The following is a 25,047-nucleotide window of genomic DNA, read 5'->3' on the forward strand; positions in this document are numbered from 1 at the left end:
TCATGCAAGCCGTACAGCGTGAGATTGCTGAACAGCTCAAGGTCCAGCCACCGTTCGCCGATGACGCCGCCCTCAAGGCCGAAGTCGCCCGGCGCGTGAGCTTTATCCAGGATTGCCTGGTCAATTCCGGCCTCAAATCCCTGGTGCTGGGCATCAGCGGTGGCGTCGACTCGTTGACCGCCGGGCTGCTGGCCCAACGTGCCGTGCGCGAACTACGGGAAAAAACCGGCAACGCGGCCTACAAGTTCGTAGCCGTTCGCCTGCCGTATGAAACCCAGTTCGACGAGCACGAAGCACAAGCCTGCGTGGACTTCATCGAGCCGGACGAGCGCCACACCGTCAACATCGGCCCGGCGGTCAAGGCACTGGCCAAGGAAGTCCTGGCCTTCGAGGGCAAGACACCGGGCTCGCGGGATTTCGTATTGGGCAATACCAAGGCGCGCATGCGTATGGTGGCGCAGTACACCATCGCCGGAGCCGAGCAGGGCCTGGTGATCGGCACCGACCACGCGGCCGAGGCGGTCATGGGATTCTTCACCAAGTTCGGTGACGGCGCCTGCGACCTGGCCCCGCTCAGCGGTCTGGTGAAGAACCAGGTCAGGGCCATCGCCCGGGACTTCGGCGCGCCGGAATCGCTGGTGGAAAAGGTTCCCACCGCCGACCTCGAAGACCTGTCCCCCGGCAAACCCGACGAGGCCGCCCATGGCGTGACCTACGGTGAGATCGATGCCTTCCTGCATGGCCAGCCGATCCGCGAAGAAGCCGCCCGGATCATCTGCGAGACCTATCGCAAGACCGAGCACAAGCGAGTAATGCCTTACGCCCCCTGATTGGATTGCTCACCCTGTGGGAGCGGGCTTGCTCGCGAAAACGTCGGCACAGTCAACATCAATGTCGACTGGCAGACCCTCTTCGCGAGCAAGCCCGCTCCACAGGATTTAGCCATTTACGAGACAAAAAAACGCCCTGCACGAGGGCGCTTTTTTTACGCAACAAGCGATTACTTCAGGGTCACGGTGCCTTTCATCATCGAGATGTGGCCTGGGAACGAGCAGAAGAAACCGTATTTTTCCGTGGCATCAAGTTTCGACACATCGAAGGTCACCGAGTCCGTCTCGCCGGCACCGATGACTTTGGTATGGGCGATGATGCGCGCGTCACCCTCTTTCAGGTAGTTCTTGTCGATACCGGCGCCCAGGCCATCGGTGGCGATTGGCTGCATGTCTGTCTCTTTGCTCAGCACCCAGTTATGGCCCATGACGTTTTTTGGCAGGCTGCCCGAATGGGTCAGCTCAACGGTGAATGTCTTGCAGCTCTTGTCGATTTCGATGGCCTTGGTGTTGAAGGACATCTGATCGGTCGAGTCGATGGTGGTCTTGCACTCCGCTGCCATCAGTTGGCTGCTGGCCAGCGTCAACAGGGATACTGCAACAAGTTTGGCGAACATCGTGAATCTCCAAGGCATGGTTAACAAAATTCCTTAAAGGGGAAGACTGCCTGAATTTGAGACAAGTTCCTATGACCTGAATCAAAAGTTGTATACAACTTAAGGCTATCAGCCTGATGGACACAATCAACCAGCCAGACGTATGACCCTTCTCTATGATCGGCCCCATCACCTCTCTGGAGCGCCCGTCATGAACCTCAACAGCCTCTTATGCAGTCTGCTCGCCGCCTACGCCTGTGGCGCCAGCGGCACCTATGAAAAACCCCGGCGCGAGGCTTAAGTGCTTTGCGCAACCCGGGCCAGGCTTTACTCTGGAGAGGTTACTGATCACGGAGTAAAGCATGTCCATTGCGTCTGTTTGTGTATTTTGCGGCGCCAGCACCGGCACCCATCCAGCCTATCGTGAAGCGGCGCAAGCCTTGGGGCGAGCGTTGGCGGAGCGAGAGCTGACCTTGGTCTATGGCGGTGGTGCGGTGGGCCTGATGGGCATCGTTGCCGACGCGGCCCTGGCGGCCGGCGGCGAGGTCATTGGCATCATCCCGCAAAGCTTGAAAGACAAGGAAATCGGCCACAGCGGCCTGACACGCCTGGAAGTGGTGGACGGCATGCATGCCCGCAAGGCGCGCATGGCCGAACTGAGCGATGCCTTCATCGCCCTGCCCGGCGGCCTCGGCACCCTGGAAGAGCTGTTCGAAGTCTGGACCTGGGGCCAGCTCGGCTATCACGGCAAGCCGCTGGGGCTGCTGGAGGTGAACGGCTTCTACAGCAAACTCACCGGTTTTCTCGATCATATCGTCGGCGAAGGCTTCGTCCGCGCGCCGCATCGTGACATGCTGCAAGTGAGTGAATCACCGCATAACCTGCTCGATGCGCTGGACGAATGGCAACCGTCGGTGCAGCCAAAGTGGGCCGAACAAAAACCCAGCTAACGGCTCGACCCCGATACAGGGCAGAATACGCGCCGCTCAACCTCACCTTCGACCCCAGAGGATCGCCCATGGCCAAACCCAATTATTCCTTCGCCAAACGTCAGAGAGACTTGGCCAAGGAGCAGAAGAAAGAGGAAAAACTTCAGCGCAAGAAAGCCACTGCTGAAGAAGAAGCAACACTGACCCCGGATACCGAGGGCGAAGTGGCCGCAGAAGACGATGTCGATACCACGAAAGATCAGGCACCCGACGCCTGATACCCCCAGGGCCTGATGATCCGATCCGGCCCCCCGGTTTTGTGTCCAGGGCCGGCAGCCCCGCTGCCGGCCCTCACAACTCGAGCGCCTTGATAATCGACTCGCGATAACCCACTGGCAGATTTGCCGGCAACCGGCCCGGCTCGAACAGCCCGATTTCCTTGTGTTCATGACTGACCGTCGGCACGAAACCGCCCAGCAACTGGCAGCGGTACGTGGAGATGAAGACGTGTTTGCCGGGAATGACCTCAAACAGATATGAATCCAGCGGCTCTCCCACGCTCACTTCAACCGCCAGCTCTTCGGCAATTTCCCGTGCCAGGCATTGCGGCGCCGTTTCGCCCAGCTCGATCCGCCCACCGGGCAGTTCCCACTCGTCCCGCTCGTTGAGCATCAGCACGACCAGGCCTTCGGGGGATTGCAGCACGCCTTTGATGGAAACCGGGAACATGAACCTTCCTCGTCAATTCAATGCATACCCTGTGGGAGCGGGCTTGCTCGCGAAAGCGGTGGTTCAGTCGACATCAATGTTGAATGTCAGTCCGCTTTCGCGAGCAAGCCCGCTCCCACCAAGGGATTTTTTACGATTCCAGCGGCATCACCGTCACGCGCACCTCGGGATCATGACTACCGCCCCCAGGATCACCCCGCGCAACGGCGATACATCGGAAAAATCCCTGCCCCAGGCCAGAGTGATGTGCTCCAGGGCCGGTTGCACATTATTGGTCGGATCGAAATCCACCCACCCCAGCATCGGACAATACACCGAGACCCAGGCGTGAGACGCATCGGCGCCAATCAACCGTGGCTGGCCGGGCGGTGGCTGGGTCAGGAGATAACCACTGACGTAACGGGCCGCCAGCCCGCGCGAGCGCACGCAGGCCAGCATCAGGTGGGCAAAGTCCTGGCACACCCCTCGACGTCGCTCCAGCACCTCCACCAGCGGCGTCGCCACCTGGGTCGCCTCGGCATCGAAGGTGAATTCCTCGAAAATCTTTTCCATCAGGGCGCGCACGCCCATCATCAATGGGCGCCCCGGCGGGAAGCAGCTTTCGGAAAACTCGACGAAACTGCGCTTGAGGTGCACGTAGGGTGACTCGAAACGATAACGGCACGCTTCCAACAACGGCGCGGCCACTGGCCGACCGCTATAGGTCAATGCGTCACGCGTCGTCTCCCAGGCCGGGGACGCGTTGAAATCCAGCTCAGGCCGGGCCAGCACCTCGACGCTCAAGCGGGCGTTGACCAGCAACTCGTCGTGAGGCCGTTCGAAGGCCAGGCGGGTCAGCGGGTTGCCGAACACATCCTGCTCGTCGCGACGGCTGGTCGGCTGCGGGCTGATCAGCAACTGTTGCTCGGTGCAACGCTGCCAGTCACAGGGCCGCGGCCACAGATGCGCAAGCTGCTGGGCCAGGGAAACCGGGCTGTCATAGTGATAGTGGGTGTCGTGGAGGATCTGGTAACGAGCGTTCATCAGACGGACACCGTACGCTGGCTGACGTCATCGACGTGGGCAAAATGGCGCAAGGCCAGGCGATCGGAAACCTGGCCGCTGACATCAGCCACTTCCTGCAACAGATCGGCCAGCCCATCGAGCGCCGCGCGCAGGCTGGTTTCGCCGAACAATGGGTTTTCCAGGCAGCGCAAGTCAAAGCGCGAAAGGCGCATCACCAGTTCTGGCAAGGCGGTTTCCCGGGGCGCACCAAAATCATCGTTCAGGCGCTTGAGCGTACGGGCCACCAGTTTCAATTGAAAGAGCACGGCGTGAGGGTTCTGCTCGTCCAACAGCAACAGGTCAAGCACCGGGATCAACTGCGCCACCGCCAGGTAACGCGAGCGGTAAGTGATGCTGCTGTTGCCCAGCTCCAGCAGCCACTCCAGACCGGCCTGGTCGAATACCGCCTCGCTGCGCAGGAACGCCGCCAGGCTGCTGCTGAGAAATTGCAGGCGTTCCAGGCGCCGGCCAATCATCAAAAAGCGCCACCCCTCATCACGGGTCATGTCGTCCAGGGCGAATCCGGACAACGCCGCCAGGGACATGACCAACCGGTTGAGGAAATCCAGCAACTCGCCGAAATCCGGTTCGGCGGTTTCCAGCTCCATGGCTTCGCGCTGCAACTCTACCAGCGCCTGCCAGTTCTCTCGGGACAGCTTGCCGCGAACCTGCGAGGCGGCCCATTGCAAGCGTTGCAGGTTGGAACGAAGGCTGAACGACCAGTCCTCCCCCAGCAGCGCGGCCAACAGGCGCTCCGGCAGCTCACCTTCGTCAGGCAGCAGCATCAGGCTTTCGCCAAGGGCCACAGCCGATTGCAGCGCCTGGGGATCGTCACCGTCGACATAGCGCGCCAGCATGATGCGCAGCAACCGGGCGCTGTCGTCGCAACGTTCGCAGTAGCGGCCGAACCAGAACAGGTTCTCCACCACCCGCGAAGGCAAGTACGGGTCACGCCGCACCAGGTCGTGGACGCCGACGGTTCGCTGGGCCGTCCATTGTTCGCCGCCAGGCGCCTGTTCGCCGAGCACCCAGGTGTCCTTGCTGGCGCCACCGCGTTGCATCGACACCACCTCGGCGTCAGCCTCGGCGGCCACGCGGGTCAGGCCACCGGACAGAATTCGATAATCGTCCTTCCCGGACACGGCATACACGCGCATGCCGATGGCCCGGGGCTGGATCTGGCCGTCTTCGGCCTGCCAGACAGGCGCCTGGGACAACTGCGCCAGTTCCTGGGCGACATAGGCATAGGGCCGCGCCTGCATGCGCGCCGCCAGTTGGCCACGCTGCTCCTCGCTCAGGTCGCGACCGAACACCGGCGCGAAACTCTGGGAAGGAAATGCCGGTTTGATCAGCAACTGCGGCAGTTTTTCCAGGGCCTGGGCCAGCACCGGCGGCTCACCGCACCACCAGGTGGCGATCGAGGGCAGCATCAGTTCCTCACCGAACAAAAACTGATTGATCTTCGGCAGGAACCCCAGCAGGCCTGGCGATTCCAGCACGCCGCTGCCCAGGGCGTTGGCCACCAGAACCCGACCCTGGCGCACCGCTTCCAGCAAGCCCGGCACGCCCAGGGCCGAATCGGTGCGCAATTCCAGCGGGTCGCAAAAATCATCGTCGAGCCGGCGCATGATGGCATGGACCCGGCGCAGCCCACTGAGGGTTTTCAAGTACACCGTGGCGTCCCGAACGGTCAGGTCGCCGCCTTCCACCAGCGGGTAACCGAGCTGGCGTGCCAGGTAGAGATGCTCGAAATAACTTTCGTTGAAGCGACCCGGCGTCAACAGCACCACCAACGGTGGCTCGCCGTCGCTGGGTGCTTGCCGTGCGAGGGTTTCCTGCAAGGTACGGAAGAAACCGGACAGGTGCCGCACCTTCAAATCGCGATACAGGTCGGGAAATGCGCGGGAAACGATCATGCGGTTTTCCAGCGCATAACCGGACCCGGAAGGCGCCTGGGTCCGATCCGCCGTCACCCACCAGCGGCCGTCGGGCGTGCGCGCCAGATCCACTGCATACATGTGCAGGAAGATGCCGTCCGGCGGTGCGATGCCCTGGCAGGGCCAGAGAAAATTGTTGTGCCCGAACACCAGCTCCGGCGGCAGAAGTCCTTCGCTGATCAACCGCTGCGGCCCGTACAAGTCGGCCAGCACCGCATTGAGCAGCCGTGCACGCTGGGCGATGCCGGCCGAAAGTTGCCGCCACTCCTGTGCGTCGATGATGTGCGGCAGCAAGTCCAGCTCCCAGGGCCGGTCCGCGCCCTTCGGGTCCGCATAGACGTTATAAGTGACACCGTTTTCCTGGATCTGCCGGGCCAGGAGGGTTTGGCGCTGGAGCAACTGAGCCGGCGTGCTGCGCTGCAACTGGTCGAACAGCGGCTGCCAGTGCACACGCACCGCGCCGCTGTTATCCAGCAATTCGTGATAGGTGCCCGTCGTCAGCGGGTAACGGTCAAGCAGGTCAGGCATGGAAAGCTCGGCAGAGGGCAATGAAAGGTGAGACTAGCGCAGCACGTCACGCCCGGATAGCTGTGTTTGGACCCGGACATGACGACTGTGGCGAGGGAGCTTGCTCCCGCTGGGCTGCGCAGCAGCCCTGAAACCTGACCACCCGGTGTGTCAGGCAAATGGAGTCGGCTGTCTTGGGGCCGCTTCGCAGCCCAGCGGGAGCAAGCGCCCTCGCCACAGGGTTCACTTACACCTTGGGTGCCCCTTGAAATCGGCGCAGATCGAGCGTGAGGGGAAACTCGTCATCCATTGCCAAGCTGGGTATCGGAAGTTTTCCTGGCGTGTGGCCGAGGCGGAAGAAGCGCGCCATTCGCCGGCTTTCGGCCTCGTTGGCGTTCACCGGCAGGCTGTCATAGTTGCGCCCGCCCGGATGGGCAACGTGATATTGGCAGCCGCCCACCGAGCGTTGCATCCAAGTGTCGAGCAGATCGAAGACCAGCGGCGCATGCACCGGGATGGTTGGTTGCAGGCAGTTGGCCGGCTGCCAGGCACGGAAACGTACACCAGCGACGAATTCGCCAACCCGGCCGGTGGGTTGCAAGGGCACCGGCACGCCATTGCAGGTCAGCAGGTAGCGTTGCGGCGCCAAGCCGCTGAGCTTGACCTGCAAGCGCTCCAGGGAGGAATCCACGTAGCGCACGGTGCCACCCACCGCGCCCTCTTCCCCCAGCACATGCCAGGGCTCGAGGGCCTGGCGCAGTTGCAGCTCGATACCACTGACGGCGTAATCGCCCACCTTGGGGAAACGAAACTCCAGGTGCGCGGCGAACCACTCGGCCCGCAGCGGGTAACCGGCGGCGTTCAGGTCATGGATGACATCAGCGAAATCCTGCTCGATAAAGTGCGGCAGCAGGAAGCGGTCATGCAGCTCGGTGCCCCAGCGCGCCAGCTTCGCCGGTGCATAGGGCTCGCGCCAGAATCGCGCCACCAGCGCCCGCAGCAATAACTGTTGGGCCAGGCTCATGCGAGCGTGGGGCGGCATCTCGAACGCACGCAGCTCCAGCAGACCGAGGCGCCCGGTGGCACCGTCCGGCGAATAGAGTTTGTCGATGCAGAATTCGGCACGATGGGTATTGCCGGTCACGTCGATCAACAAGTTGCGCAACAACCGGTCGACCAGCCAAGGCGGGCATTCCTCGCCCGGCTGCGGCATCTGGGCGAAGGCGATTTCCAGCTCGTACAACGCGTCATTGCGCGCCTCATCCACCCGTGGCGCCTGGGAGGTCGGGCCGATAAACAGCCCGGAAAACAGGTAGGACAACGACGGGTGGTTATGCCAGTAACTGATCAGGCTGCGCAGCAGGTCGGGACGCCGCAGGAATGGTGAGTCAGCCGGCGTCGCACCACCCAATACGAAATGGTTACCGCCGCCTGTGCCGGTGTGCCGGCCATCGATCATGAATTTTTCAGTGGTCAGCCGGGTCTGTCGTGCCTGCTCATAGAGAAATTCGGTGCGCTCGACCAGCTCATCCCACGTCGCCGACGGCTGCACGTTGACCTCGATCACGCCCGGATCGGGGGTGATGCGAAAGTTGCCCAGGCGCGGGTCGCTCGGCGGCTCATAACCTTCCAGCAGCACCGGGCAATGCAGCTCCTGAGCCGTGGCTTCGATGGCGCTGACCAGTTCCAGGTAATCCTCGACCCGTTCCAGCGGTGGCATGAACAAGTACAGCCGGCCTTCCCGTGCCTCGGCACAGAACGCGGTGCGCGTCAGCCAGTCGGCGGACTCGTCGATTTGTGGGGCGCGATCCTGCCCGTCCGCTGACTCGCCGTGACGCGCCAGTTGCTCGGTGTCGGGCAGCTCGGGCAAATCCTGGTTCGGGTCGGTGGGGTGGATGAACGGGTACTCAGCCGCCGTCACCCACGGCTGGGACGCCAATGGCAGGCGATAGCCCAGGGGCGAATCCCCCGGTACCAACCGGCAATGGTTGTCCCGCAGGTACCAGCGGCCACTCTGCCACTGGTCACCCTTGGCGGTACGGGCCAGCGGCAAGACCTGACCGATCACTTTATCCAGGCCCTGGCTGAAGACCTTGCGCAACCGTGCCCGCTCAAGGGCGTCTTCCAGGCGTGGATCTTCGGCCGTGACATTCGAGGGCAACGCACCTTCGCGCCAGAGGTAATAGAAATTGTCTTCATAGGCTGGAAACACGAATCGCGCCGGGATGTCCAGGCGCTCGGCGACACTCGCCAAAAAGCGCCCCGCCAGTTCGCCATCGGCGCCATAGTCTTGCTGTTCGTCGGCAATCAACGCAGCGTTGTGCCAGATCGGCACCCCGTCACGCCGCCAATAGCAGTTCAAGGACCAGCGCGGCAGTTGCTCGCCGGGGTACCACTTGCCCTGGCCGAAATGCACCAGCCCCTTGGGCGCGTAGTGGCTGCGCATGCGCTGGAACAGTTCAGCGGAGAGCCGACGCTTGTCCGGTCCGAGCGCCGCGGTGTTCCATTCGGCGCCGTCCGGGTCATCGATGGACACGAAGGTCGGTTCGCCGCCCATGGTCAGGCGCACGTCGCCCTCCAGCAGGTCGGCATCGATCTGGCGGCCCAACGCCTGGATCGCCAGCCATTGTGCGTCGGTGTAGGGCTTGGTGACCCGCGGCGCCTCCCAGACCCGCTCCACGGACATCTCATGATTGAATTCGCATTCGCAAGGCTCCACCAAACCGCTGATGGGCGCGGCCGAGGAAGGATCAGGACTACACGCCAACGGGATGTGTCCTTCGCCAGCGAACAACCCCGACGTCGCATCCAGGCCGATCCAGCCGGCACCGGGCAGGTAAACCTCGCACCAGGCGTGCAGGTCGGTGAAGTCCACCTCGGTACCGGACGGGCCATCGAGGCTTTTCACATCGGCGGTCAACTGGATCAGGTAACCGGACACAAAACGCGCGGCCAAGCCGAGGTTGCGCAATAGCTGCACCAGCAGCCAGGCCGAATCGCGGCAGGAACCGGACGCGTGCTCAAGCGTATGCTCCGGCGTCTGCACGCCGGGCTCCATGCGGATCAGGTAGTTGATGTCCTCGCTCAAGCGTTGGTTGAGCGCCACCAGAAAATCCACCGCCGGCAATGGCGTGCGGTCGATGCCGTCCAGATAAGCCTGGAACCTGGGCGTCAACGGCAAGGTTTCAAGGTACGGCGCCAGCTCCTTGCGCTCGTCGGCGGCGTAGGCGAACGGAATCTTTTCGGCGTAGGGCTCGAGAAAAAAATCGAACGGGTTGAACACCGCCATTTCCGCCAGCAGATCGACTTCGATCCGCAGCTCCCGAGTTTTCTCGGGAAACACCAACCGCGCCAGGTAATTGCCCTGAGGGTCCTGTTGCCAGTTGATAAAGTGCTGGTCGGGGGAGACTTTCAGTGAATAGGAAAGAATGCGCGTGCGGCTATGGGCCGCCGGGCGCAGGCGAACGATCTGCGGGCCGAGTTCGACAGCGCGGTCGTAACGGTAATGCGTGACGTGATGCAATGCGACATGAATCGACACGGCGTGCCTCCTGCGAACCTGGGCGTTATCGAAAGCGGCGCAAGACTTATGCCATGCAGGCAGGCCGGACACTTTCCTCATCTACTCAAGGCAGTAGAGCACTAAAACCGCGCGATGCCTGTATTGATCTGCAGGCGGTCGCACATAAATGCGGCGCCGACGGCAGGGAATCGGCTCAGCGACGGGGGCGAGAGGTCTTGGCAGCCTGGATGATGAGTTCACGCTGGCGGCGGATTTCCACGAGTTTGCTGCGCATCTCGCGGTGGCGTTTGCTGTTGATCAACAGCAACCCCAGCAGTGGCAGCAGCACAGCGAATACGTAGACGCCTTGATGCGGACGGTAGGCGAGCATCGGCAATACCGCTGCCAGGCATGCCAGGAAATAACCCGCCACGCACCAGACCGCCCAAGCACGCCCGCGGGCAATCATGAGATTGCCCAACACCAGGACGCAGACCAGAGCCAAGGTCCCGAACCCCACATAATCAGTCCTGATTGAAGGCTCCAGGGCGCGCCAATAGGTAGTCCCGGCCAGAACGAGCAACGTTGATCCCGAAAAGCAGCCCAGCAGAATGGTGCCCATGAACACCGGAAAATACCGGGCGAGGAAGCTCTTCAATGACCCGCCGCCGATCATTCCGTAAACTCCTCGTACAATCCGACAGCAACCGTTTTCACATGGCCGCCCCCCGTGTAACTGCCGATAACGCCCAGGGCGCCGCCCAGGGAGTCCTTGATTTGAGTCAGCGTCGCGTGCCGGATCTCAGCAGATGAATAACGCTTGGGCAGGGCCCCGGCTCGTTGTTCAAGCTTGAGCAATTTTGCAGTCAGGCTCGGGTCCTTCAGCGTCAACAGCTCCTTGGTCAACTTGCTTCGTTCCTGCCGACTCAGGCCCTTGAGCAACTGATACCAACTCTTCCCGGTGCCGGCCGCTTTGTTGGCCTTGAGCAGCCGGACAGTCGTCAGGGCCGAGCCACCGACACCCACCAGGGAGACCCCGTCAAGGATCGGCGACACAATGTTGTACCAATCAGCGTCATTCATCTCGTCGTTGCCGGTGGGGTTGGTCAGCTCATTCGCCACCCGCATTCCGCCGATGACACATTGCGCGGTACTGGCCGTCGCGGCAGCAGCACCCAGCGCAACGACAAAAGCACTTGCACCGGCCGTAAAGGGCACCGCGACACTTCCACTGAACACCACCACCCAACCAATCACCGCGGCGACACAGGACAGGCCGGCATTGGTTGCTTCAAGCCCGAGCTTGGACTCGCGCGGGCTGCTCTTAACCTGATCGATGAATTGCTGCGGTGCGATGTATTTTTTTGCCTCGCGCAGGATGATGCGCTTGGGCGCAATGCTGCAAATCGGCTTGAATTCGCGCAGGGTCACGACGTTGTATTCGGAGTCGATGTACACCACTCCCGCCCCCGCAACACCCGGATCAGCATCAATGGCTGCAAACAGGCGTGGCAGGTTGACCTGGCTTTCGATGCGCTGGCGAGCCATGTATTGCGAGAACGTGAAGTCCATGCCAAGGGTCGGTGAAGGGGCGCTGCTCATGTGAATCGTCCTTGAGAATTGGGAGTGAGATTTTATCCACACTGAACCTTGTGGCGAGGGAGCCTGCTGTATTGGAGTGGCGCGCATCGGCGGCCGCCACGATAACAAACGGCCAGCACTGTCGCTAGAAAGCAAAACGCCAGCACTGAGGCTGGCGTTTTGCGTAGCGGTTTTACAATCAGCGTGGCACGACAGGCTTGCGCGCAGGCTTCGGTCCCTTGCCCTTGGCCGCATCCTTGCGCTCCTTGGCGGCCTGCTGGTTGCGGGCGAACGCGGCTGCCTTGGCTTGCTCGCGCTTGTCCCAAGGGTTGCCGCCATCGCTGGCACGCGGCGGCAAGCCGGTGTGCTGGGTCAGGATCTTGGTCGTTTCCTTGGCAACCTTGTGGCTGCCGGCCGGTGTCGAGTTCTTGCGACGGGCGCTCTGGTAGCTGTCGGTAGCCGGTTGGTGCAGCGGAATCAACTGGTCCTTGCCCGGCCCGATCAGGTCGGCGCGGCCCATGCGGGTCAGTGCTTCACGCAGCATCGGCCAGCCTTTCGGGTCGTGATAGCGCAGGAAGGCCTTGTGCAGGCGGCGTTGCTCTTCGCTCTTGACGATGGTCACCGAGTCGCTCTTGTAGGTGACCTTGCGCAGCGGGTTCTTGCCCGAGTGGTACATGGCGGTCGCCGTGGCCATCGGCGACGGATAGAACGCCTGGACCTGATCGGCGCGGAAGCCGTTGCCCTTGAGCCACAGCGCCAGGTTCATCATGTCTTCGTCGGTGGTGCCCGGGTGGGCCGCGATGAAGTACGGAATCAGGTACTGTTCTTTCCCGGCTTCCTTGGTGTACTTCTCGAACATCCGCTTGAATTTGTCATAGCTGCCGATGCCCGGCTTCATCATCTGGTTGAGCGGGCCTTCCTCAGTGTGCTCCGGGGCGATCTTCAAGTAACCGCCGACGTGGTGGGTCACCAGTTCCTTGACGTATTCCGGCGACTCGACCGCCAGGTCGTAACGCAGGCCGGAGGCGATGAGGATCTTCTTCACGCCAGGCAATGCCCGGGCGCTGCGGTACAACTGGATCAGCGAAGAGTGGTCAGTGTTCAGGTTCGGGCAGATGCCAGGGAACACGCAGGACGGCTTGCGGCACGCGGACTCGATTTCCGGGCTCTTGCAGGCAATACGGTACATGTTCGCGGTCGGGCCGCCGAGGTCGGAAATCACCCCGGTGAAGCCTGGAACCTTGTCGCGGATCTCTTCGATCTCGCGAATGATCGACTCTTCGGAGCGGTTCTGGATGATCCGGCCTTCGTGCTCGGTGATCGAGCAGAAGGTGCAGCCGCCAAAGCAGCCGCGCATGATGTTCACCGAGAAACGGATCATCTCGTAGGCCGGGATCTTCTCCTTGCCGTACGCCGGATGGGGAACACGTGCGTAAGGCATGCCAAACACGTAGTCCATTTCTTCGGTGGTCATCGGAATGGGCGGCGGGTTGAACCAGACGTCCACTTCCCCGTGTTTCTGCACCAAGGCACGGGCGTTGCCCGGGTTGGTTTCCAAGTGAAGCACGCGGTTGGCGTGGGCGTAGAGCACCGCGTCACCACGGACCTTTTCCACCGATGGCAGGCGAATCACGGTTTTATCGCGAGTCATCTTCGGGCTCGCCAGGATCTGTACGACCTTGGCTTCGCTCGGATCTTCAACCGGACCCTTTTCCTGTTCAATGGCGCAGGCTTGAGTGTCCTGGGTGTTCACGTACGGGTTGATGATCTTGTCGATCTTGCCCGGCCGGTCGATGCGCGTGGAATCGACTTCGTACCAGCCTTGTGGCGTGTCGCGGCGGATGAAAGCCGTGCCGCGCACATCGGTAATGTCTTCGATCTTGTGGCCGTAGGACAGGCGCTGGGCGACTTCGACAATCGCCCGCTCGGCATTGCCGTAGAGCAGGATGTCGGCGCAGGCGTCGATCAGGATCGAGTTGCGCACGCGGTCCTGCCAGTAATCGTAATGGGCGATGCGGCGCAGGGACGCTTCGATACCGCCGAGCACGATAGGCACGTGCTTGTAGGCTTCCTTGCAGCGCTGGCTGTAGACCAGGCTCGCACGGTCCGGCCGCTTGCCCGCCAGGCCGCCCGGCGTGTAGGCGTCATCGGAACGGATTTTCTTGTCGGCGGTGTAGCGGTTGATCATCGAGTCCATGTTGCCGGCCGCGACGCCGAAGAACAGATTGGGCTCGCCCAGCTTCATGAAATCGTCTTTGGACTGCCAGTTCGGCTGGGCAATGATCCCGACGCGAAAGCCCTGGGCTTCCAGCAGCCGGCCGATGATCGCCATGCCGAACGACGGGTGATCGACGTAGGCATCACCGGTCACGATGATGATGTCGCACGAATCCCAGCCGAGCTGATCCATCTCCTCCCTGCTCATCGGCAGGAACGGCGCCGGGCCGAAACATTCGGCCCAGTACTTGGGATAGTCAAATAACGGCTTGGCTGCTTGCATGTCGATGACCGGTATAAAAGAAGAAAAATCGCGGGCGCGGAATATAGCACAAAAAATAACCAATTGTGGCGAGGGAGCTTGCTCCCGTCCGGCTGCGCAGCAGTCGGATATCCCACACCCCCTTGATTACAAGGGCAACTGGGGTCTGCTGCGCAGCCCAGCGGGAGCAAGCTCCCTCGCCACAAGGGCAGTTTCGGACGGATTATTCATCGTCGTCAAAATTGTAGCTACCCGGCGCCAGGTTCTCGAATCGGGTGTACTTACCGATGAACGCCAGGCGAATGAAGCCGATTGGACCGTTCCGCTGCTTGCCGATGATGATTTCGGCGATGCCCTTGTGTTCCGTCTCGGGGTGATACACCTCGTCGCGGTAGACGAACATGATCACGTCGGCGTCCTGCTCGATCGCTCCGGATTCCCGCAAGTCAGAGTTCACCGGCCGCTTGTTCGGGCGCTGCTCCAGGGAGCGGTTCAACTGGGAAAGCGCCACCACCGGACAGTTGAATTCCTTGGCGAGGGCCTTGAGGGAGCGGGAGATTTCGGAAATCTCGTTGGTCCGGTTATCACCGCTGGAACCGGGGATCTGCATCAACTGCAGGTAGTCAATCATGATCAACCCGACCTCACCGTGCTCACGCACCAGTCGACGGGTTCGGGCGCGCATTTCCGACGGACTGATACCGGCCGTATCGTCGATGAACAGCTTGCGGTCGTTGAGCAGGTTGACCGCCGACGTCAGGCGCGGCCAATCGTCATCTTCCAGCTGACCGGAACGTACCTTGGTCTGGTCGATGCGCCCCAGGGACGAGAGCATACGCATGATCAGCGATTCGCCTGGCATCTCGAGGGAGTACACCAGGACAGCCTTTTCGCTGCGCAGCACGGCGTTTTCCACCAGGTTCATCGCAAAAGTGGTCTTACCCATGGATGGACGGCCGGCGACGATGATCAAGTCGGACGGTTGCAGGCCGCTGGTCTTCTCGTCGAGGTCGGTGTAGCCGGTGGACAGGCCGGTGATGGCGTTGTCGGTGTTGAACAACGTATCGATGCGGTCGATGGCCTTGGTCAGCAGGTCGTTGACGCTCACCGGACCACCGGTCTTCGGCCGGGCCTCGGCGATCTGGAAGATCTGCCGCTCGGCTTCGTCGAGGATTTCGGCGGCGGTTCGGCCTTCCGGGTTGAACGCGCTGTCGGCGATTTCGGTACTGATGCCGATCAGTTGGCGCAAGGTCGCCCGCTCGCGGACGATCTGGGCGTAGGCCTTGATGTTGGCGACCGACGGCGTGTTTTTCGCCAGTTCACCCAAGTAACCGAGGCCGCCGACCTGGGATGTCTGGCCTTCCTTGTCCAATTGCTCGGACAGGGTCACGACGTCGATCGGCATGTTCTGATCGGCGAGCTTGGCGATCGCACGGAAAATCAGACGGTGGTCATGTCGGTAGAAATCGCCGTCGGAGACTTGATCGAGCACGCGTTCCCAGGCGTTGTTGTCCAGCATCAGGCCACCGAGTACAGCCTGTTCGGCCTCGATGGAATGCGGCGGCACCTTCAGGGCTGCGGTTTGCAGATCGTATTGCTCGGGAGCGGTGATTTCGTTCATGGCCACTTGATTCTTTGGGAAACGCAGGGGGTTATGAAAATCGGGCATTGCAGAAAGACAAAGGGCACGACCTGTAAACAGGATCGTGCCCGATGTTACCGGCTAGCACCCGAGGGTGCCAGCCGACAGATATTGCTTAGGCTGCTACCACGACAACGCGTACGGTGGCTTCAACTTCGGCGTGCAGGTGCACGGCTACGTCGAATTCACCCACGTTGCGGATGGTGCCGTTCGGCAGACGAACTTCGCTTTTCGCAACTTCAACGCCGGAGGCGGTCAGTGCGTCAGCGATGTCGTGAGTACCGATCGAACCGAACAGCTTGCCTTCGTCGCCAGCGGTGGCAGTGATGGTCACTTCCAGCTCGGCCAGTTGGGCAGCACGGCTTTCAGCCGATGCTTTACGGTCTGCGGCGGCTTTTTCCAGCTCAGCGCGACGCTCTTCGAACGCAGCCAGGTTGGCAGCGGTCGCAGCGGTGGCTTTGCCGAAAGGCAGCAGGTAGTTACGGCCGTAACCGGCCTTAACGTTTACTTTGTCGCCCAGGTTGCCCAGGTTGGCGATTTTTTCCAGAAGGATCAGTTGCATGTGAAAATCCTCTAACTTTTAACCTTCACCGTTCGCGTTGTCGGCGTCTTTCGACGCCATACGACCGCGAAAATCAATCAGGCTGTCGACGATGGCCAAGACCACGAGCAACGGACCGAGCAAGTGCATGAAAGGCAACAACGTCACGTACATCCCCACCAGCCAGAACATGGCCAGCCGTTTCTGCGCCACCAGCCCGTGAACCAGGGCCAGGCCGGCGAAGACCAGCGGTACACTGCACAACGGCAACAGGATCAGTGCATGCAGCCCAAGGAACGGGGCAACACACATGACGGCCAGCAGTGACAGCGCCACGCTCTTGGGGAATCGGATAGCGCGAAATTCGCGCCCGAAACCACCGGGGTTATACAACGACGCCTGCCAATAGCGCCCAAGAATCAGGCACAGCACGCTAAAGATCTGCACCGAAGACGCTATCGAAATGATCATCAGCGGAGTGGTCAGAGCAGTGACTAACGCCTTCTGGTCTGCCGAGAATGTCTCGTAGACCCCACCCATCGCCAGCGGCAGGACGTTTTCGAACGTCTGCGCCAGTGACTCGATGAAGGAGCTGAATACAGCTCCCAGGCTCACCGCACTTAACAACCCCACGGCCACGCTGCAAAGCAGCACGCGGTTCCAGGTATGCCCGGCGCGCAAAATCAACGCCAGGCCGCTAGCCCCGAGCAACACCAGGAGTGTCGTCGGGTCTTTCAGGAAGTACCAGCTCACCAACGCTGACAACATTCCGATACCCAGGACGCTCAGGGCGTCCGAACCGCGCCGCAGGAGCACAAGGCAACCAGCGGCGGCACTCAACCAGAACAACAGCGGCAATGCCGCGGATCCGGCCACAACCAACGTGGCCTGCACACGTCCCCGCATGATGAAGTCAGCTAAGGCGCGCATGCATTCAATCCCTTACTACTCGTCGACTGCCCGGTCTCAGCGGCCGTGGCTGTCGGTGTAGGCCAGCAGGGCCAGGAAGCGGGCGCGCTTGATAGCGGTGGCCAGCTGACGCTGATAACGAGCTTTGGTACCGGTGATACGGCTTGGAACGATTTTGCCGGTCTCGGATACGTAGGCTTTCAGAGTGTTGAGATCTTTGTAATCGATCTCTTTCACGTCTTCAGCGGTGAAGCGGCAGAATTTACGACGACGGAAGAAACGTGCCATGTGATTGGCTCCTTAAAAGGTCCGTGGATTACTCGTCAGCGTTATCGCTGTTGTCGCTGTCGCTATCGCTGTCATCGCCATCGGCGCTGTCAGAGTGCTCAGGACGGTCGCGACGCTCACGGCGCTCACTGCGGTTTTCTTCAGCCTTGAGCATCTCGGATTGGCCGGTGACGGCTTCTTCGCGACGGATGACCAGGTTACGGATCACTGCATCGTTGTAGCGGAAGTTGTCTTCCAGCTCGGCCAGGGCCTTGCCAGTGCACTCAACGTTCAGCATCACGTAGTGAGCCTTGTGAACATTGTTGATTGCGTAGGCCAGTTGACGACGGCCCCAATCTTCCAGACGGTGGATTTTGCCGCCGTCTTCTTCGATCAGCTTGGTGTAACGCTCAACCATGCCGCCGACTTGCTCGCTTTGATCCGGGTGGACCAAAAAGATGATTTCGTAATGACGCATGAATGCTCCTTACGGGTTGTAGCCTGCCGCTCAAAAACGGTCAGACAAGGAGTGAATGACACTTATGGACTTGAGGACGCTAGACACATAAGTGCCTGCCATCACAGCAAGGGGCGCAATTGTAGAGAAGGGTCGAGGGAGGCGCAAGGCAATTGGTGATTATTTGAACAACCCCCAATCTTTACCCAAACACAAAACACTGTGGGAGCGGGCTTGCTCGCGAAGGCGGCGTGTCAGTCAACATCGATATCAACTGATCCAACGCTTTCGCGAGCAAGCCCGCTCCCACATTTGACTTGCGCCTGACTTAAGGCTTCTTGGCGGTAGCCTTGACGCTCCGCTGGCGCAGGGCCTCGAACAGGCAGACGCCGGTCGCCACCGAGACGTTGAGGCTGCTGACGCTGCCTGCCATCGGCAATTTGACCAGGTAATCGCAATGTTCGCGGGTCAGGCGACGCATGCCCTTGCCTTCGGCGCCCATGATCAGGATGGTCGGGCCTGTCAGGTCCTGGTCATAAATATTGACCTCGGCCTCGCCCGCCGTACCCACGACCCACAAGCCGCGCTGCTGGAGTTTCTCCAGGGTGCGCGCCAGGTTGGTCACGGCCACCAGCGGAATCACTTCCGCCGCGCCGCAGGCAACTTTGCGCACCACCGGCGTCAGGGTTGCCGATTTGTCTTTAGGCACGATGACCGCCAACGCACCGGCCGCATCCGCCGAACGCAGGCACGCGCCGAGGTTATGCGGATCGGTCACGCCGTCCAGCACCAGCAACAAGGGAGCGCCTTCGGTGCGATCGAGCAGCTCGTCGAGCATCGCCTCGCCCCAGACCTGGCTTGGGCTGACTTCAGCCACGACGCCCTGGTGGACGCCTTCGACCCAGGCATCCATCTCGCGCCGCTCGGCCTGGCCGACCGCGACACGGCTTTCGTTGGCCAACTCGACCAGGGTCTGGACCCGCGGATCGCTACGACCTTCCGCCAACCAGATCTGCTTGACCCGCTTGGGGTGGTGACGCAGCAACGCTTCCACGGCGTGCACGCCGTAGATTTTTTCCAACTGACTCATGACTTGGCCTTGGGTTTACGCGCCCCGCCACTTTTGGCTGGGGCCGAGCCCGCTTTTGGCGGGCCTTTACGGTGCTTGCTCGGTTTGCTGGTCGCCTTGTCCGGGGCCGACCGTCCGGCCTTTCCCCCAGACGCCGCTTTACCACCGCTTTTGGCTTCGGCCAGCAACGCCTGCTTCATTTCACGACTTTTGCGCAGCTCGGCGTTTTTCGCCGCTGCGTCGCTGGGGCGGTAGGCTTCGGGAGCCTTGTCCTTGGCAGACGAACGGCGACCAGCCTTGGCTGGCTCCGACTCTACGGTTTTTGCTGGAGCGCCTTTACCCTTGGTCGCAGGCGCTGCGGCCTCGCCACCACGCTTTTTACGGCCAGTCGGTGCTTCGGCGGGTTTGTCAGACATTCCGAAGTCGATCTTGCGCTCATCGAGGTCGACGCGCATGACCTGCACTTCCACGGTGTCACCCAGACGGAAGCTGCGACCGGTGCGCTCGCCCGCCAGGCGGTGATGTACAGGGTCGAAGTGGTAGTAATCACCCGGCAAGGCGGTGACGTGCACCAAGCCCTCGACGTAGATATCGGTCAGCTCGACAAACAAACCAAAGCCGGTCACAGCCGTGATCACGCCTGGGAACGACTCGCCCACGCGGTCTTTCATGAACTCGCACTTGAGCCAGTTCACCACGTCGCGGGTGGCTTCGTCGGCGCGGCGCTCACTCATGGAACACTGCTCGCCCAACTGTTCCAGGGCCGCCTCGTCGTACGGATAGATCCGTGCTTTCGGAATGGTCATGGCACCGGCGCGCTTGACGTGCGGGGTGTTCTGCTTGGAATGGATCACGCTGCGGATCGCGCGGTGCGTGAGCAGGTCCGGGTAACGACGGATCGGCGAGGTGAAGTGGGTGTACGCCTCGTAATTCAGACCAAAGTGGCCCTGGTTGTCGGCGCTGTACACCGCCTGGCTCAGGGAGCGCAGCATCACGGTCTGGATCACATGGTAATCCGGACGGTCCTTGATGCTGGCCAGCAGCGCCTGGTAGTCCTTCGGCGTCGGGCCGTCCTTGCCTTTGTGCAGGGACAGGCCGAGCTCGCCGAGGAAGGCACGCAGTTTTTCCAGACGCTCCGGCGGCGGGCCGTCATGCACGCGGTACAGCGCAGGAATCTCGTGCTTCTTGAGGAATTCGGCGGTGGCCACGTTGGCCGCCAGCATGCACTCTTCGATCAGCTTGTGCGCATCGTTACGGGTGGTCGGGGTGATTGCGGCGATCTTGCGCTCGGAACCGAAGACAATCCGGGTTTCCTGGGTCTCGAAATCGATCGCGCCACGCACGTGACGGGCCCCCAGCAACACCTTGTACAGCGAGTACAGTTGCTTGAGGTGCGGCACCACGCCAGCGTATTCGGTACGCAGGGCCTTGGCTTCATTGGTCTTCGGCGTTTCCAGAATGGTGCTGACCTTGTTGTAGGTCAGGCGCGCCTGGGAGTGGATCACCGCTTCGTAAAACTGGTAGTCGGTCATTTCGCCGGTCTTGGAGATGGTCATCTCGCACACCATGGCCAAACGGTCGACTTTCGGGTTCAGCGAGCACAGGCCGTTGGACAGCTGCTCAGGCAGCATCGGGATCACGCGCTCAGGGAAATACACGGAGTTGCCGCGCACCTGGGCTTCGTTATCCAGGGCCGAACCGATCTTCACATAGCTGGACACGTCGGCAATGGCGACGAACAGCTTCCAGCCGCCGGAGAACAGGCGCAGCTTGCCGGGCTTGGCTTCGCAGTAGACCGCATCGTCGAAGTCGCGGGCATCTTCGCCGTCGATGGTGACGAACGGCAGATGGCGCAGGTCGATACGTTTTTCTTTATCTTTCTCTTCGACTTCCGGCTTGAGCTTGGCGGCTTCCTTGAGCACAGCCTCGGGCCATACGTGAGGAATATCGTAGGTGCGCAGCGCAACGTCGATCTCCATGCCCGGCGCCATGTAGTTGCCGACCACTTCAACGATATCGCCCTGTGGCTGGAAGCGCGCAGTGGGCCAGTGGGTGATTTTCACCTCGACGAACTGGCCGACCTTGGCAGCGCCATTACGGCCCGGGGTAATCAGCACTTCCTGCTGAACCTTCGGGTTATCCGGCACAACAAAACCGATACCACCTTCTTCGAAGTAACGGCCGACGATGCTTTCGTGGGCACGGGACACCACTTCGACGATCACGCCTTCACGCCGACCACGGCGATCCAGGCCGGACACGCGGGCCAGGGCCCGGTCGCCATCGAACACCAGGCGCATTTGCGCCGGGCTCATGAACAGGTCGTCGCTGCCGTCGTCAGGGATCAGGAAACCGAAGCCGTCACGGTGACCGGCGATGCGGCCCAGGATCAAATCGAGCTTGTCCACCGGCGCATAGGTGCCGCGCCGGGTGTAGATCAGTTGAGCGTCGCGCTCCATGGCGCGCAGACGGCGGCGCAGGGCTTCGAGTTGGTCTTCGGTGGTCAGACCGAACTCTTCGACCAACTGCTCGCGGCTAGCAGGCGAACCCCGATCGGCGAGATGCGCCAGGATCAGTTCGCGGCTAGGAATAGGGTTTTCATATTTTTCCGCTTCACGAGCGGCCTCGGGATCGAGGGACTGCCAATCGGCCATTAGAGAGTTTTCACCTTGTCTATATGCGGGTTAGTTTGGCATAGGCTTAATGAAACGGGAAATTTCAAGCACCCAATGCCTTTTCTAAAGTCTTTTGCCTCACCTTTGAAGCCCCGGAATGCACCGCTCGTGAAATTTAGCGGTTTTTTTACCAAGAGGGGTTTACAGTTAAAAACACGCTCCGTATAGTGCGCGCCATCGACGACGTACACACGTTGACGATATTGCCCAGATGGTGAAATTGGTAGACACGCCAGCTTCAGGTGCTGGTGACCGCAAGGTCGTGGAAGTTCGAGTCTTCTTCTGGGCACCAATTTCAAGCAGCAGATCAACGGTCTGCCTGCTTCACAAAAACCCGCGAAAGCGGGTTTTTGCATTTCTCCCCCTCGCCATTTCGTTTGGCAATTACTAAAACAAAAACAGGGGTTTACAGATCAAAACGCGCTCCGTATAGTGCGCCACATCGACAGCGGCAACGCTGAAGATGCTGCCCAGATGGTGAAATTGGTAGACACGCCAGCTTCAGGTGCTGGTGACCGCAAGGTCGTGGAAGTTCGAGTCTTCTTCTGGGCACCAATTCAAGGTTCAAGGTTCATGACCTTGGATCTCACAGAAACCCGCGAAAGCGGGTTTTTGCGTTTCAGTGGTTCGGAAACCATAAACATTCTTTCACCGCTTGTATCAGAACCTCAATTCCCTCAAGCCGCACATGAGAAACAATATCGTTTATCATTGCGACATGTTTTTGCTACACGACAGTGAGGAACCCTGCGAATGATGTTTCGAACCACCCTGCACCGCGCACTGGCCTGCACCCTGCTCGGCCTGACCCTCGCAACGCCCCTCACCCACGCCGCCGACAAAGTCGAACTGACCCTCTATAACGGCCAGCACAAGGAAGTCGGCGACGAATTAGCCAAGGCCTTCGAAGCCAAGACCGGCATCCACGTCAACGTGCGCAAGGGCAGCAGCAACCAACTCGCCAGCCAGATCGTCGAAGAAGGCGACCGCTCCCCGGCCGATGTCATCTACACCGAAGAATCGCCGCCCCTGAACAAACTGGGCGAACAGGGCCTGCTGGCAAAAATCGACGATGCCACCCTGAATGTCCTACCCAAGGATTATGTCGCCGGCAACGGTACCTGGATGGGCGTCACCGCCCGGGTGCGTGTCGTGGCCTACAACCCGAAACTGATCGACGAAAAAGACCTGCCCAAGACCGTCCTCGATTTTGCCCAGCCGCAATGGCAAGGCAAGGTCGGCTTCGTACCGAGCAGCGGCGCCTTCCAGGAGCAGGCCGTCGCCATCATCAAGCTGCACGGGATGGAAGCGGCCGAAGAATGGCTCACCGGGCTGCGCGCTTTCGGCAAGGTCTACAGCAACAACATGGTTGCCCTGAAAGCAGTGGAAAACGGTGAAGTGGCGACCGTCCTGGTGAACAACTATTACTGGTTCGCCTTGCAGCGGGAGAAAGGCCAGCTCGACTCCAGATTGCACTATTTCACTGGTGGCGACGCCGGTGGCTTGGTGACCGTGTCCAGCGCCGCCGCGCTGAAATCCAGCAAGCACCCTGAAGAAGCCCAGCAATTGCTCGCCTATATGGCCAGCGAAGAAGGCCAACGGGTCATCACCCGGACGTCCGCCGAATATCCGCTGCACAAGGGTATGGTTTCGGACCGCGGCCTCAAGCCTTTCAATGAGCTGGAGCCACCGAAGGTCACCCCCGCCGACCTTGGCAACGCCGAAGAAGCGCTGGACTTGGAACGCGAGGTCGGCCTGAACTGATGACGCCGTCGCTGAGCACACCACACCCGAGCGGGGGCTACGTGCCCCGGCGCAGGCGCCCCTCCATCGGGGTGTTGCTCCCTGTGTTGCTGCTGGTGCTGCTGAGCCTGCTGCCACTGCTCTATGTGGTCGCGAAGGCGTGGCAGGCCGGGTGGGCCGAGGCACTGCACCTGCTGTGGCGCCCCTACGTGTTCGGGCTCTTGCGCAATACCCTGGCACTGATGGTCGGCGTCACGCTGGCCTGTGGAGTGATCGGCCTCTCCCTGGCCTGGCTGCTGGAGCGCAGCAATTTGCCGGGACGCCGGGTATGGGGAGTCATCCTGTGCCTGCCATTCGCGGTGCCGGCCTTTGTCAGCAGCTTCACCTGGGTTTCCCTCAGCGCGCAATTCGAAGGCCTGGGCGGGGCGATTCTGGTGATGACCCTGTCGAAATACCCGCTGATTTTTCTGCCAGTGGCGGCGACGTTGCGCAACCTGGACCCCTCGCTCGAAGAATCCGCCCGCACCCTGGGGCAAAACCGCTGGGGCGTGTTCTTTCGCGTCACGCTGCCGCTGCTCTGGCCATCGTTGCTGGCCGGCTCGCTGCTGATCGCGCTGCACATGCTGGTGGAGTTCGGCGCGCTGTCGATCATCGGCCTGCAAACCTTCACCACCGCGATCTATCAGCAGTTCGAACTGGAATTCAGTAACGCCAATGCCGCCATGCTGTCGGCGGTGTTGCTGGTCTTGTGCCTGGTGTTGCTGTGGCTGGAACTGAGGGTGCGCGGCAAGGGCCGTCACGTGCGCACTGGCCAAGGGGCGGCGCGGCGGGCCGAACAGGTCCGACTGGGCTCCTGGGCGCCTCTCGGCCAGGTGTATTGCTTGGCGCTGGCGGTCATTGGCAGTGGCGTCCCCCTGGGCATGCTCGTGTATTGGCTGGCGGTGGGCACATCCGCCGCATTCCCGATGGGCGAAATCGGCGAGGCGCTGCTATCGTCGCTGGCGCTCTCACTTGGGGGCGCCGCACTCTGCCTGGTGCTGGCCGTGCCGGTCGGTCTGCTGGTGGTGCGTTACAAGGGTCGCCTGGCGCTGTGGGCCGAACGTTTGCCATACCTGCTGCACGCGTTGCCCGGACTGGTGATCGCCCTGAGCCTGGTGTATTTCGCGCTGCACTATGTACCAGTGCTGTACCAGACCTCGGCCCTGCTGCTGATCGCCTATGCGTTGCTGTTCCTGCCACTGGCCCAGGCACCGGTGCGTACCGCGCTGAACAAGGCAGCGCCGCAACTCGAAGAGGCGGCGCGAACGCTGGGGGCTTCGTCATTCAGTGCTTTTTGCCGGGTGACCTTGCCGATCATCTTCCCGGCGCTGGGCGCGGCGTTTGCGCTGGTGTTCCTGGATGCGATGAAGGAATTGACGGCCACGCTGCTGCTGAGCCCAACCGGGCTCAATACCTTGGCGACGGCGGTCTGGGCCCATACGTCGAACGTGGAGTTCGCGGCGGCAGCGCCTTATGCGGCGCTGCTGATCGTGGTGTCGGGGTTGCCGGTGTATTTGCTGACGACGCGGATGTATCTGAGCCGTTGAAATCGCTATCGCGAACAAGCTCGT

19 protein-coding genes, 2 tRNA genes and 1 pseudogene are annotated in these 25,047 nt (G+C 61.2%); 7 read left to right on the forward strand and 15 right to left on the reverse strand.

Annotation, left to right across the window (positions count from 1 at the left end; translation table 11 throughout):
• The first annotated feature begins 2 nt into the window (after positions 1-2).
• Positions 3-830, forward strand: a complete 828-nt coding sequence (gene nadE, locus PFLQ2_RS02860; protein WP_003186365.1) for an ammonia-dependent NAD(+) synthetase — start codon at positions 3-5, stop codon at positions 828-830.
• Positions 831-1,000: 170 nt separating this feature from the next.
• On the opposite strand, the gene azu is transcribed toward nadE, so the two are convergent.
• Positions 1,001-1,447: an azurin gene (gene azu / locus PFLQ2_RS02855; RefSeq protein WP_003186366.1), complete on the reverse strand. Its 447-nt coding sequence runs from the start codon at positions 1,445-1,447 to the stop codon at positions 1,001-1,003.
• Between the two features lie 341 nt (positions 1,448-1,788).
• Here azu and PFLQ2_RS02850 point away from each other — a divergent pair, with 341 nt between their 5' ends.
• Positions 1,789-2,376 carry a TIGR00730 family Rossman fold protein gene (locus tag PFLQ2_RS02850; protein ID WP_003186369.1) on the forward strand — a complete coding sequence of 196 codons (588 nt, stop codon included), beginning with the start codon at positions 1,789-1,791 and terminating at the stop codon, positions 2,374-2,376.
• A gap of 68 nt (positions 2,377-2,444) precedes the next feature.
• Positions 2,445-2,633, forward strand: coding sequence for a hypothetical protein (locus PFLQ2_RS02845; protein WP_003186370.1), 189 nt, complete (start codon positions 2,445-2,447; stop codon positions 2,631-2,633).
• 73 nt (positions 2,634-2,706) lie between these two features.
• Here the strand turns inward: PFLQ2_RS02845 and PFLQ2_RS02840 are convergent, their stop codons facing one another.
• From PFLQ2_RS02840 to rnr, 14 genes and pseudogenes are all read right to left on the reverse strand, one after another.
• Positions 2,707-3,084: an NUDIX hydrolase gene (locus PFLQ2_RS02840; protein ID WP_003186372.1), complete on the reverse strand. Its 378-nt coding sequence runs from the start codon at positions 3,082-3,084 to the stop codon at positions 2,707-2,709.
• A 130-nt stretch (positions 3,085-3,214) separates the two neighbouring features.
• Positions 3,215-4,107 (reverse strand): annotated as a pseudogene (locus PFLQ2_RS02835) (transglutaminase family protein).
• Positions 4,107-6,593: a circularly permuted type 2 ATP-grasp protein gene (locus PFLQ2_RS02830; RefSeq protein WP_003186375.1), complete on the reverse strand. Its 2,487-nt coding sequence runs from the start codon at positions 6,591-6,593 to the stop codon at positions 4,107-4,109. Before PFLQ2_RS02830 ends, PFLQ2_RS02835 begins: the two are co-directional and overlap by 1 nt.
• A 226-nt stretch (positions 6,594-6,819) precedes the next feature.
• Positions 6,820-10,113 (reverse strand): DUF2126 domain-containing protein, encoded by a 3,294-nt coding sequence (locus PFLQ2_RS02825; RefSeq protein WP_003186377.1) that lies wholly within the window; start codon positions 10,111-10,113, stop codon positions 6,820-6,822.
• Positions 10,114-10,288: 175 nt separating this feature from the next.
• A complete protein-coding gene (locus PFLQ2_RS02820) occupies positions 10,289-10,750 on the reverse strand; it encodes a hypothetical protein (RefSeq protein ID WP_003186378.1) in 462 nt (153 codons plus the stop codon).
• Positions 10,747-11,676, reverse strand: coding sequence for a hypothetical protein (locus tag PFLQ2_RS02815; RefSeq protein ID WP_003186380.1), 930 nt, complete (start codon positions 11,674-11,676; stop codon positions 10,747-10,749). The genes PFLQ2_RS02820 and PFLQ2_RS02815 overlap by 4 nt, the downstream gene beginning before the upstream one ends.
• Positions 11,677-11,854: 178 nt before the next feature.
• The gene (locus PFLQ2_RS02810) at positions 11,855-14,155 is read right to left on the reverse strand and encodes a YgiQ family radical SAM protein (protein ID WP_003186382.1); all 2,301 of its coding nucleotides are present in this window, start codon (positions 14,153-14,155) and stop codon (positions 11,855-11,857) included.
• A 202-nt stretch (positions 14,156-14,357) separates the two neighbouring features.
• Complete coding sequence (gene dnaB, locus PFLQ2_RS02805; protein WP_003186384.1) at positions 14,358-15,755, reverse strand: replicative DNA helicase; 1,398 nt, start codon at positions 15,753-15,755, stop codon at positions 14,358-14,360.
• 136 nt (positions 15,756-15,891) lie between these two features.
• Complete coding sequence (gene rplI, locus PFLQ2_RS02800; RefSeq protein ID WP_003186385.1) at positions 15,892-16,338, reverse strand: 50S ribosomal protein L9; 447 nt, start codon at positions 16,336-16,338, stop codon at positions 15,892-15,894.
• Between the two features lie 18 nt (positions 16,339-16,356).
• Positions 16,357-17,247 (reverse strand): hypothetical protein, encoded by an 891-nt coding sequence (locus PFLQ2_RS02795; protein ID WP_003186386.1) that lies wholly within the window; start codon positions 17,245-17,247, stop codon positions 16,357-16,359.
• 36 nt (positions 17,248-17,283) lie between these two features.
• Positions 17,284-17,514, reverse strand: a complete 231-nt coding sequence (gene rpsR / locus PFLQ2_RS02790; RefSeq protein ID WP_002551829.1) for a 30S ribosomal protein S18 — start codon at positions 17,512-17,514, stop codon at positions 17,284-17,286.
• Between the two features lie 28 nt (positions 17,515-17,542).
• Positions 17,543-17,971: a 30S ribosomal protein S6 gene (gene rpsF, locus PFLQ2_RS02785; protein WP_003186395.1), complete on the reverse strand. Its 429-nt coding sequence runs from the start codon at positions 17,969-17,971 to the stop codon at positions 17,543-17,545.
• A gap of 307 nt (positions 17,972-18,278) precedes the next feature.
• The gene (gene rlmB, locus PFLQ2_RS02780; protein WP_003186397.1) at positions 18,279-19,040 is read right to left on the reverse strand and encodes a 23S rRNA (guanosine(2251)-2'-O)-methyltransferase RlmB; all 762 of its coding nucleotides are present in this window, start codon (positions 19,038-19,040) and stop codon (positions 18,279-18,281) included.
• Positions 19,037-21,673, reverse strand: coding sequence for a ribonuclease R (gene rnr / locus PFLQ2_RS02775; RefSeq protein WP_003186399.1), 2,637 nt, complete (start codon positions 21,671-21,673; stop codon positions 19,037-19,039). Before rnr ends, rlmB begins: the two co-directional genes overlap by 4 nt.
• Before the next feature lie 226 nt (positions 21,674-21,899).
• On the opposite strand from rnr, the gene PFLQ2_RS02770 reads away from it, so the two are divergent.
• The 4 genes from PFLQ2_RS02770 to PFLQ2_RS02755 all read left to right on the forward strand — a co-directional run bounded on the left by PFLQ2_RS02770 (position 21,900) and on the right by PFLQ2_RS02755 (position 25,023).
• Positions 21,900-21,986: transfer RNA gene (locus tag PFLQ2_RS02770), tRNA-Leu, on the forward strand.
• A 176-nt stretch (positions 21,987-22,162) separates the two neighbouring features.
• A tRNA-Leu gene (locus PFLQ2_RS02765) sits at positions 22,163-22,249 on the forward strand.
• Positions 22,250-22,447: 198 nt separating this feature from the next.
• Positions 22,448-23,458 (forward strand): iron ABC transporter substrate-binding protein, encoded by a 1,011-nt coding sequence (locus PFLQ2_RS02760; RefSeq protein WP_003186401.1) that lies wholly within the window; start codon positions 22,448-22,450, stop codon positions 23,456-23,458.
• Positions 23,458-25,023 (forward strand): ABC transporter permease, encoded by a 1,566-nt coding sequence (locus PFLQ2_RS02755; RefSeq protein WP_003186402.1) that lies wholly within the window; start codon positions 23,458-23,460, stop codon positions 25,021-25,023. The genes PFLQ2_RS02760 and PFLQ2_RS02755 overlap by 1 nt, the downstream gene beginning before the upstream one ends.
• The last annotated feature ends 24 nt before the right edge of the window (positions 25,024-25,047 follow it).

Source organism: Pseudomonas fluorescens Q2-87, assembly GCF_000281895.1.
In the GTDB taxonomy this organism is placed as follows: Bacteria; Pseudomonadota; Gammaproteobacteria; order Pseudomonadales; family Pseudomonadaceae; genus Aquipseudomonas; species Aquipseudomonas fluorescens_S.

What these genes read in the sequence shown, in the direction of transcription:
- rnr (WP_003186399.1), bottom strand. Translation starts at nt 21,673, where the DNA reads ATGGCCGATTGGCAGTCCCTCGATCCCGAGGCCGCTCGTGAAGCGGAA.
- PFLQ2_RS02840 (WP_003186372.1), bottom strand. Translation starts at nt 3,084, where the DNA reads ATGTTCCCGGTTTCCATCAAAGGCGTGCTGCAATCCCCCGAAGGCCTG.
- azu (WP_003186366.1), bottom strand. Translation starts at nt 1,447, where the DNA reads ATGTTCGCCAAACTTGTTGCAGTATCCCTGTTGACGCTGGCCAGCAGC.
- rpsR (WP_002551829.1), bottom strand. Translation starts at nt 17,514, where the DNA reads ATGGCACGTTTCTTCCGTCGTCGTAAATTCTGCCGCTTCACCGCTGAA.
- PFLQ2_RS02810 (WP_003186382.1), bottom strand. Translation starts at nt 14,155, where the DNA reads ATGCAAGCAGCCAAGCCGTTATTTGACTATCCCAAGTACTGGGCCGAA.
- rplI (WP_003186385.1), bottom strand. Translation starts at nt 16,338, where the DNA reads ATGCAACTGATCCTTCTGGAAAAAATCGCCAACCTGGGCAACCTGGGC.
- PFLQ2_RS02850 (WP_003186369.1), top strand. Translation starts at nt 1,789, where the DNA reads ATGTCCATTGCGTCTGTTTGTGTATTTTGCGGCGCCAGCACCGGCACC.
- rlmB (WP_003186397.1), bottom strand. Translation starts at nt 19,040, where the DNA reads ATGAGTCAGTTGGAAAAAATCTACGGCGTGCACGCCGTGGAAGCGTTG.
- PFLQ2_RS02760 (WP_003186401.1), top strand. Translation starts at nt 22,448, where the DNA reads ATGATGTTTCGAACCACCCTGCACCGCGCACTGGCCTGCACCCTGCTC.
- rpsF (WP_003186395.1), bottom strand. Translation starts at nt 17,971, where the DNA reads ATGCGTCATTACGAAATCATCTTTTTGGTCCACCCGGATCAAAGCGAG.
- PFLQ2_RS02845 (WP_003186370.1), top strand. Translation starts at nt 2,445, where the DNA reads ATGGCCAAACCCAATTATTCCTTCGCCAAACGTCAGAGAGACTTGGCC.
- PFLQ2_RS02820 (WP_003186378.1), bottom strand. Translation starts at nt 10,750, where the DNA reads ATGATCGGCGGCGGGTCATTGAAGAGCTTCCTCGCCCGGTATTTTCCG.
- nadE (WP_003186365.1), top strand. Translation starts at nt 3, where the DNA reads ATGCAAGCCGTACAGCGTGAGATTGCTGAACAGCTCAAGGTCCAGCCA.
- PFLQ2_RS02795 (WP_003186386.1), bottom strand. Translation starts at nt 17,247, where the DNA reads ATGCGCGCCTTAGCTGACTTCATCATGCGGGGACGTGTGCAGGCCACG.
- PFLQ2_RS02830 (WP_003186375.1), bottom strand. Translation starts at nt 6,593, where the DNA reads ATGCCTGACCTGCTTGACCGTTACCCGCTGACGACGGGCACCTATCAC.
- dnaB (WP_003186384.1), bottom strand. Translation starts at nt 15,755, where the DNA reads ATGAACGAAATCACCGCTCCCGAGCAATACGATCTGCAAACCGCAGCC.
- PFLQ2_RS02755 (WP_003186402.1), top strand. Translation starts at nt 23,458, where the DNA reads ATGACGCCGTCGCTGAGCACACCACACCCGAGCGGGGGCTACGTGCCC.
- PFLQ2_RS02815 (WP_003186380.1), bottom strand. Translation starts at nt 11,676, where the DNA reads ATGAGCAGCGCCCCTTCACCGACCCTTGGCATGGACTTCACGTTCTCG.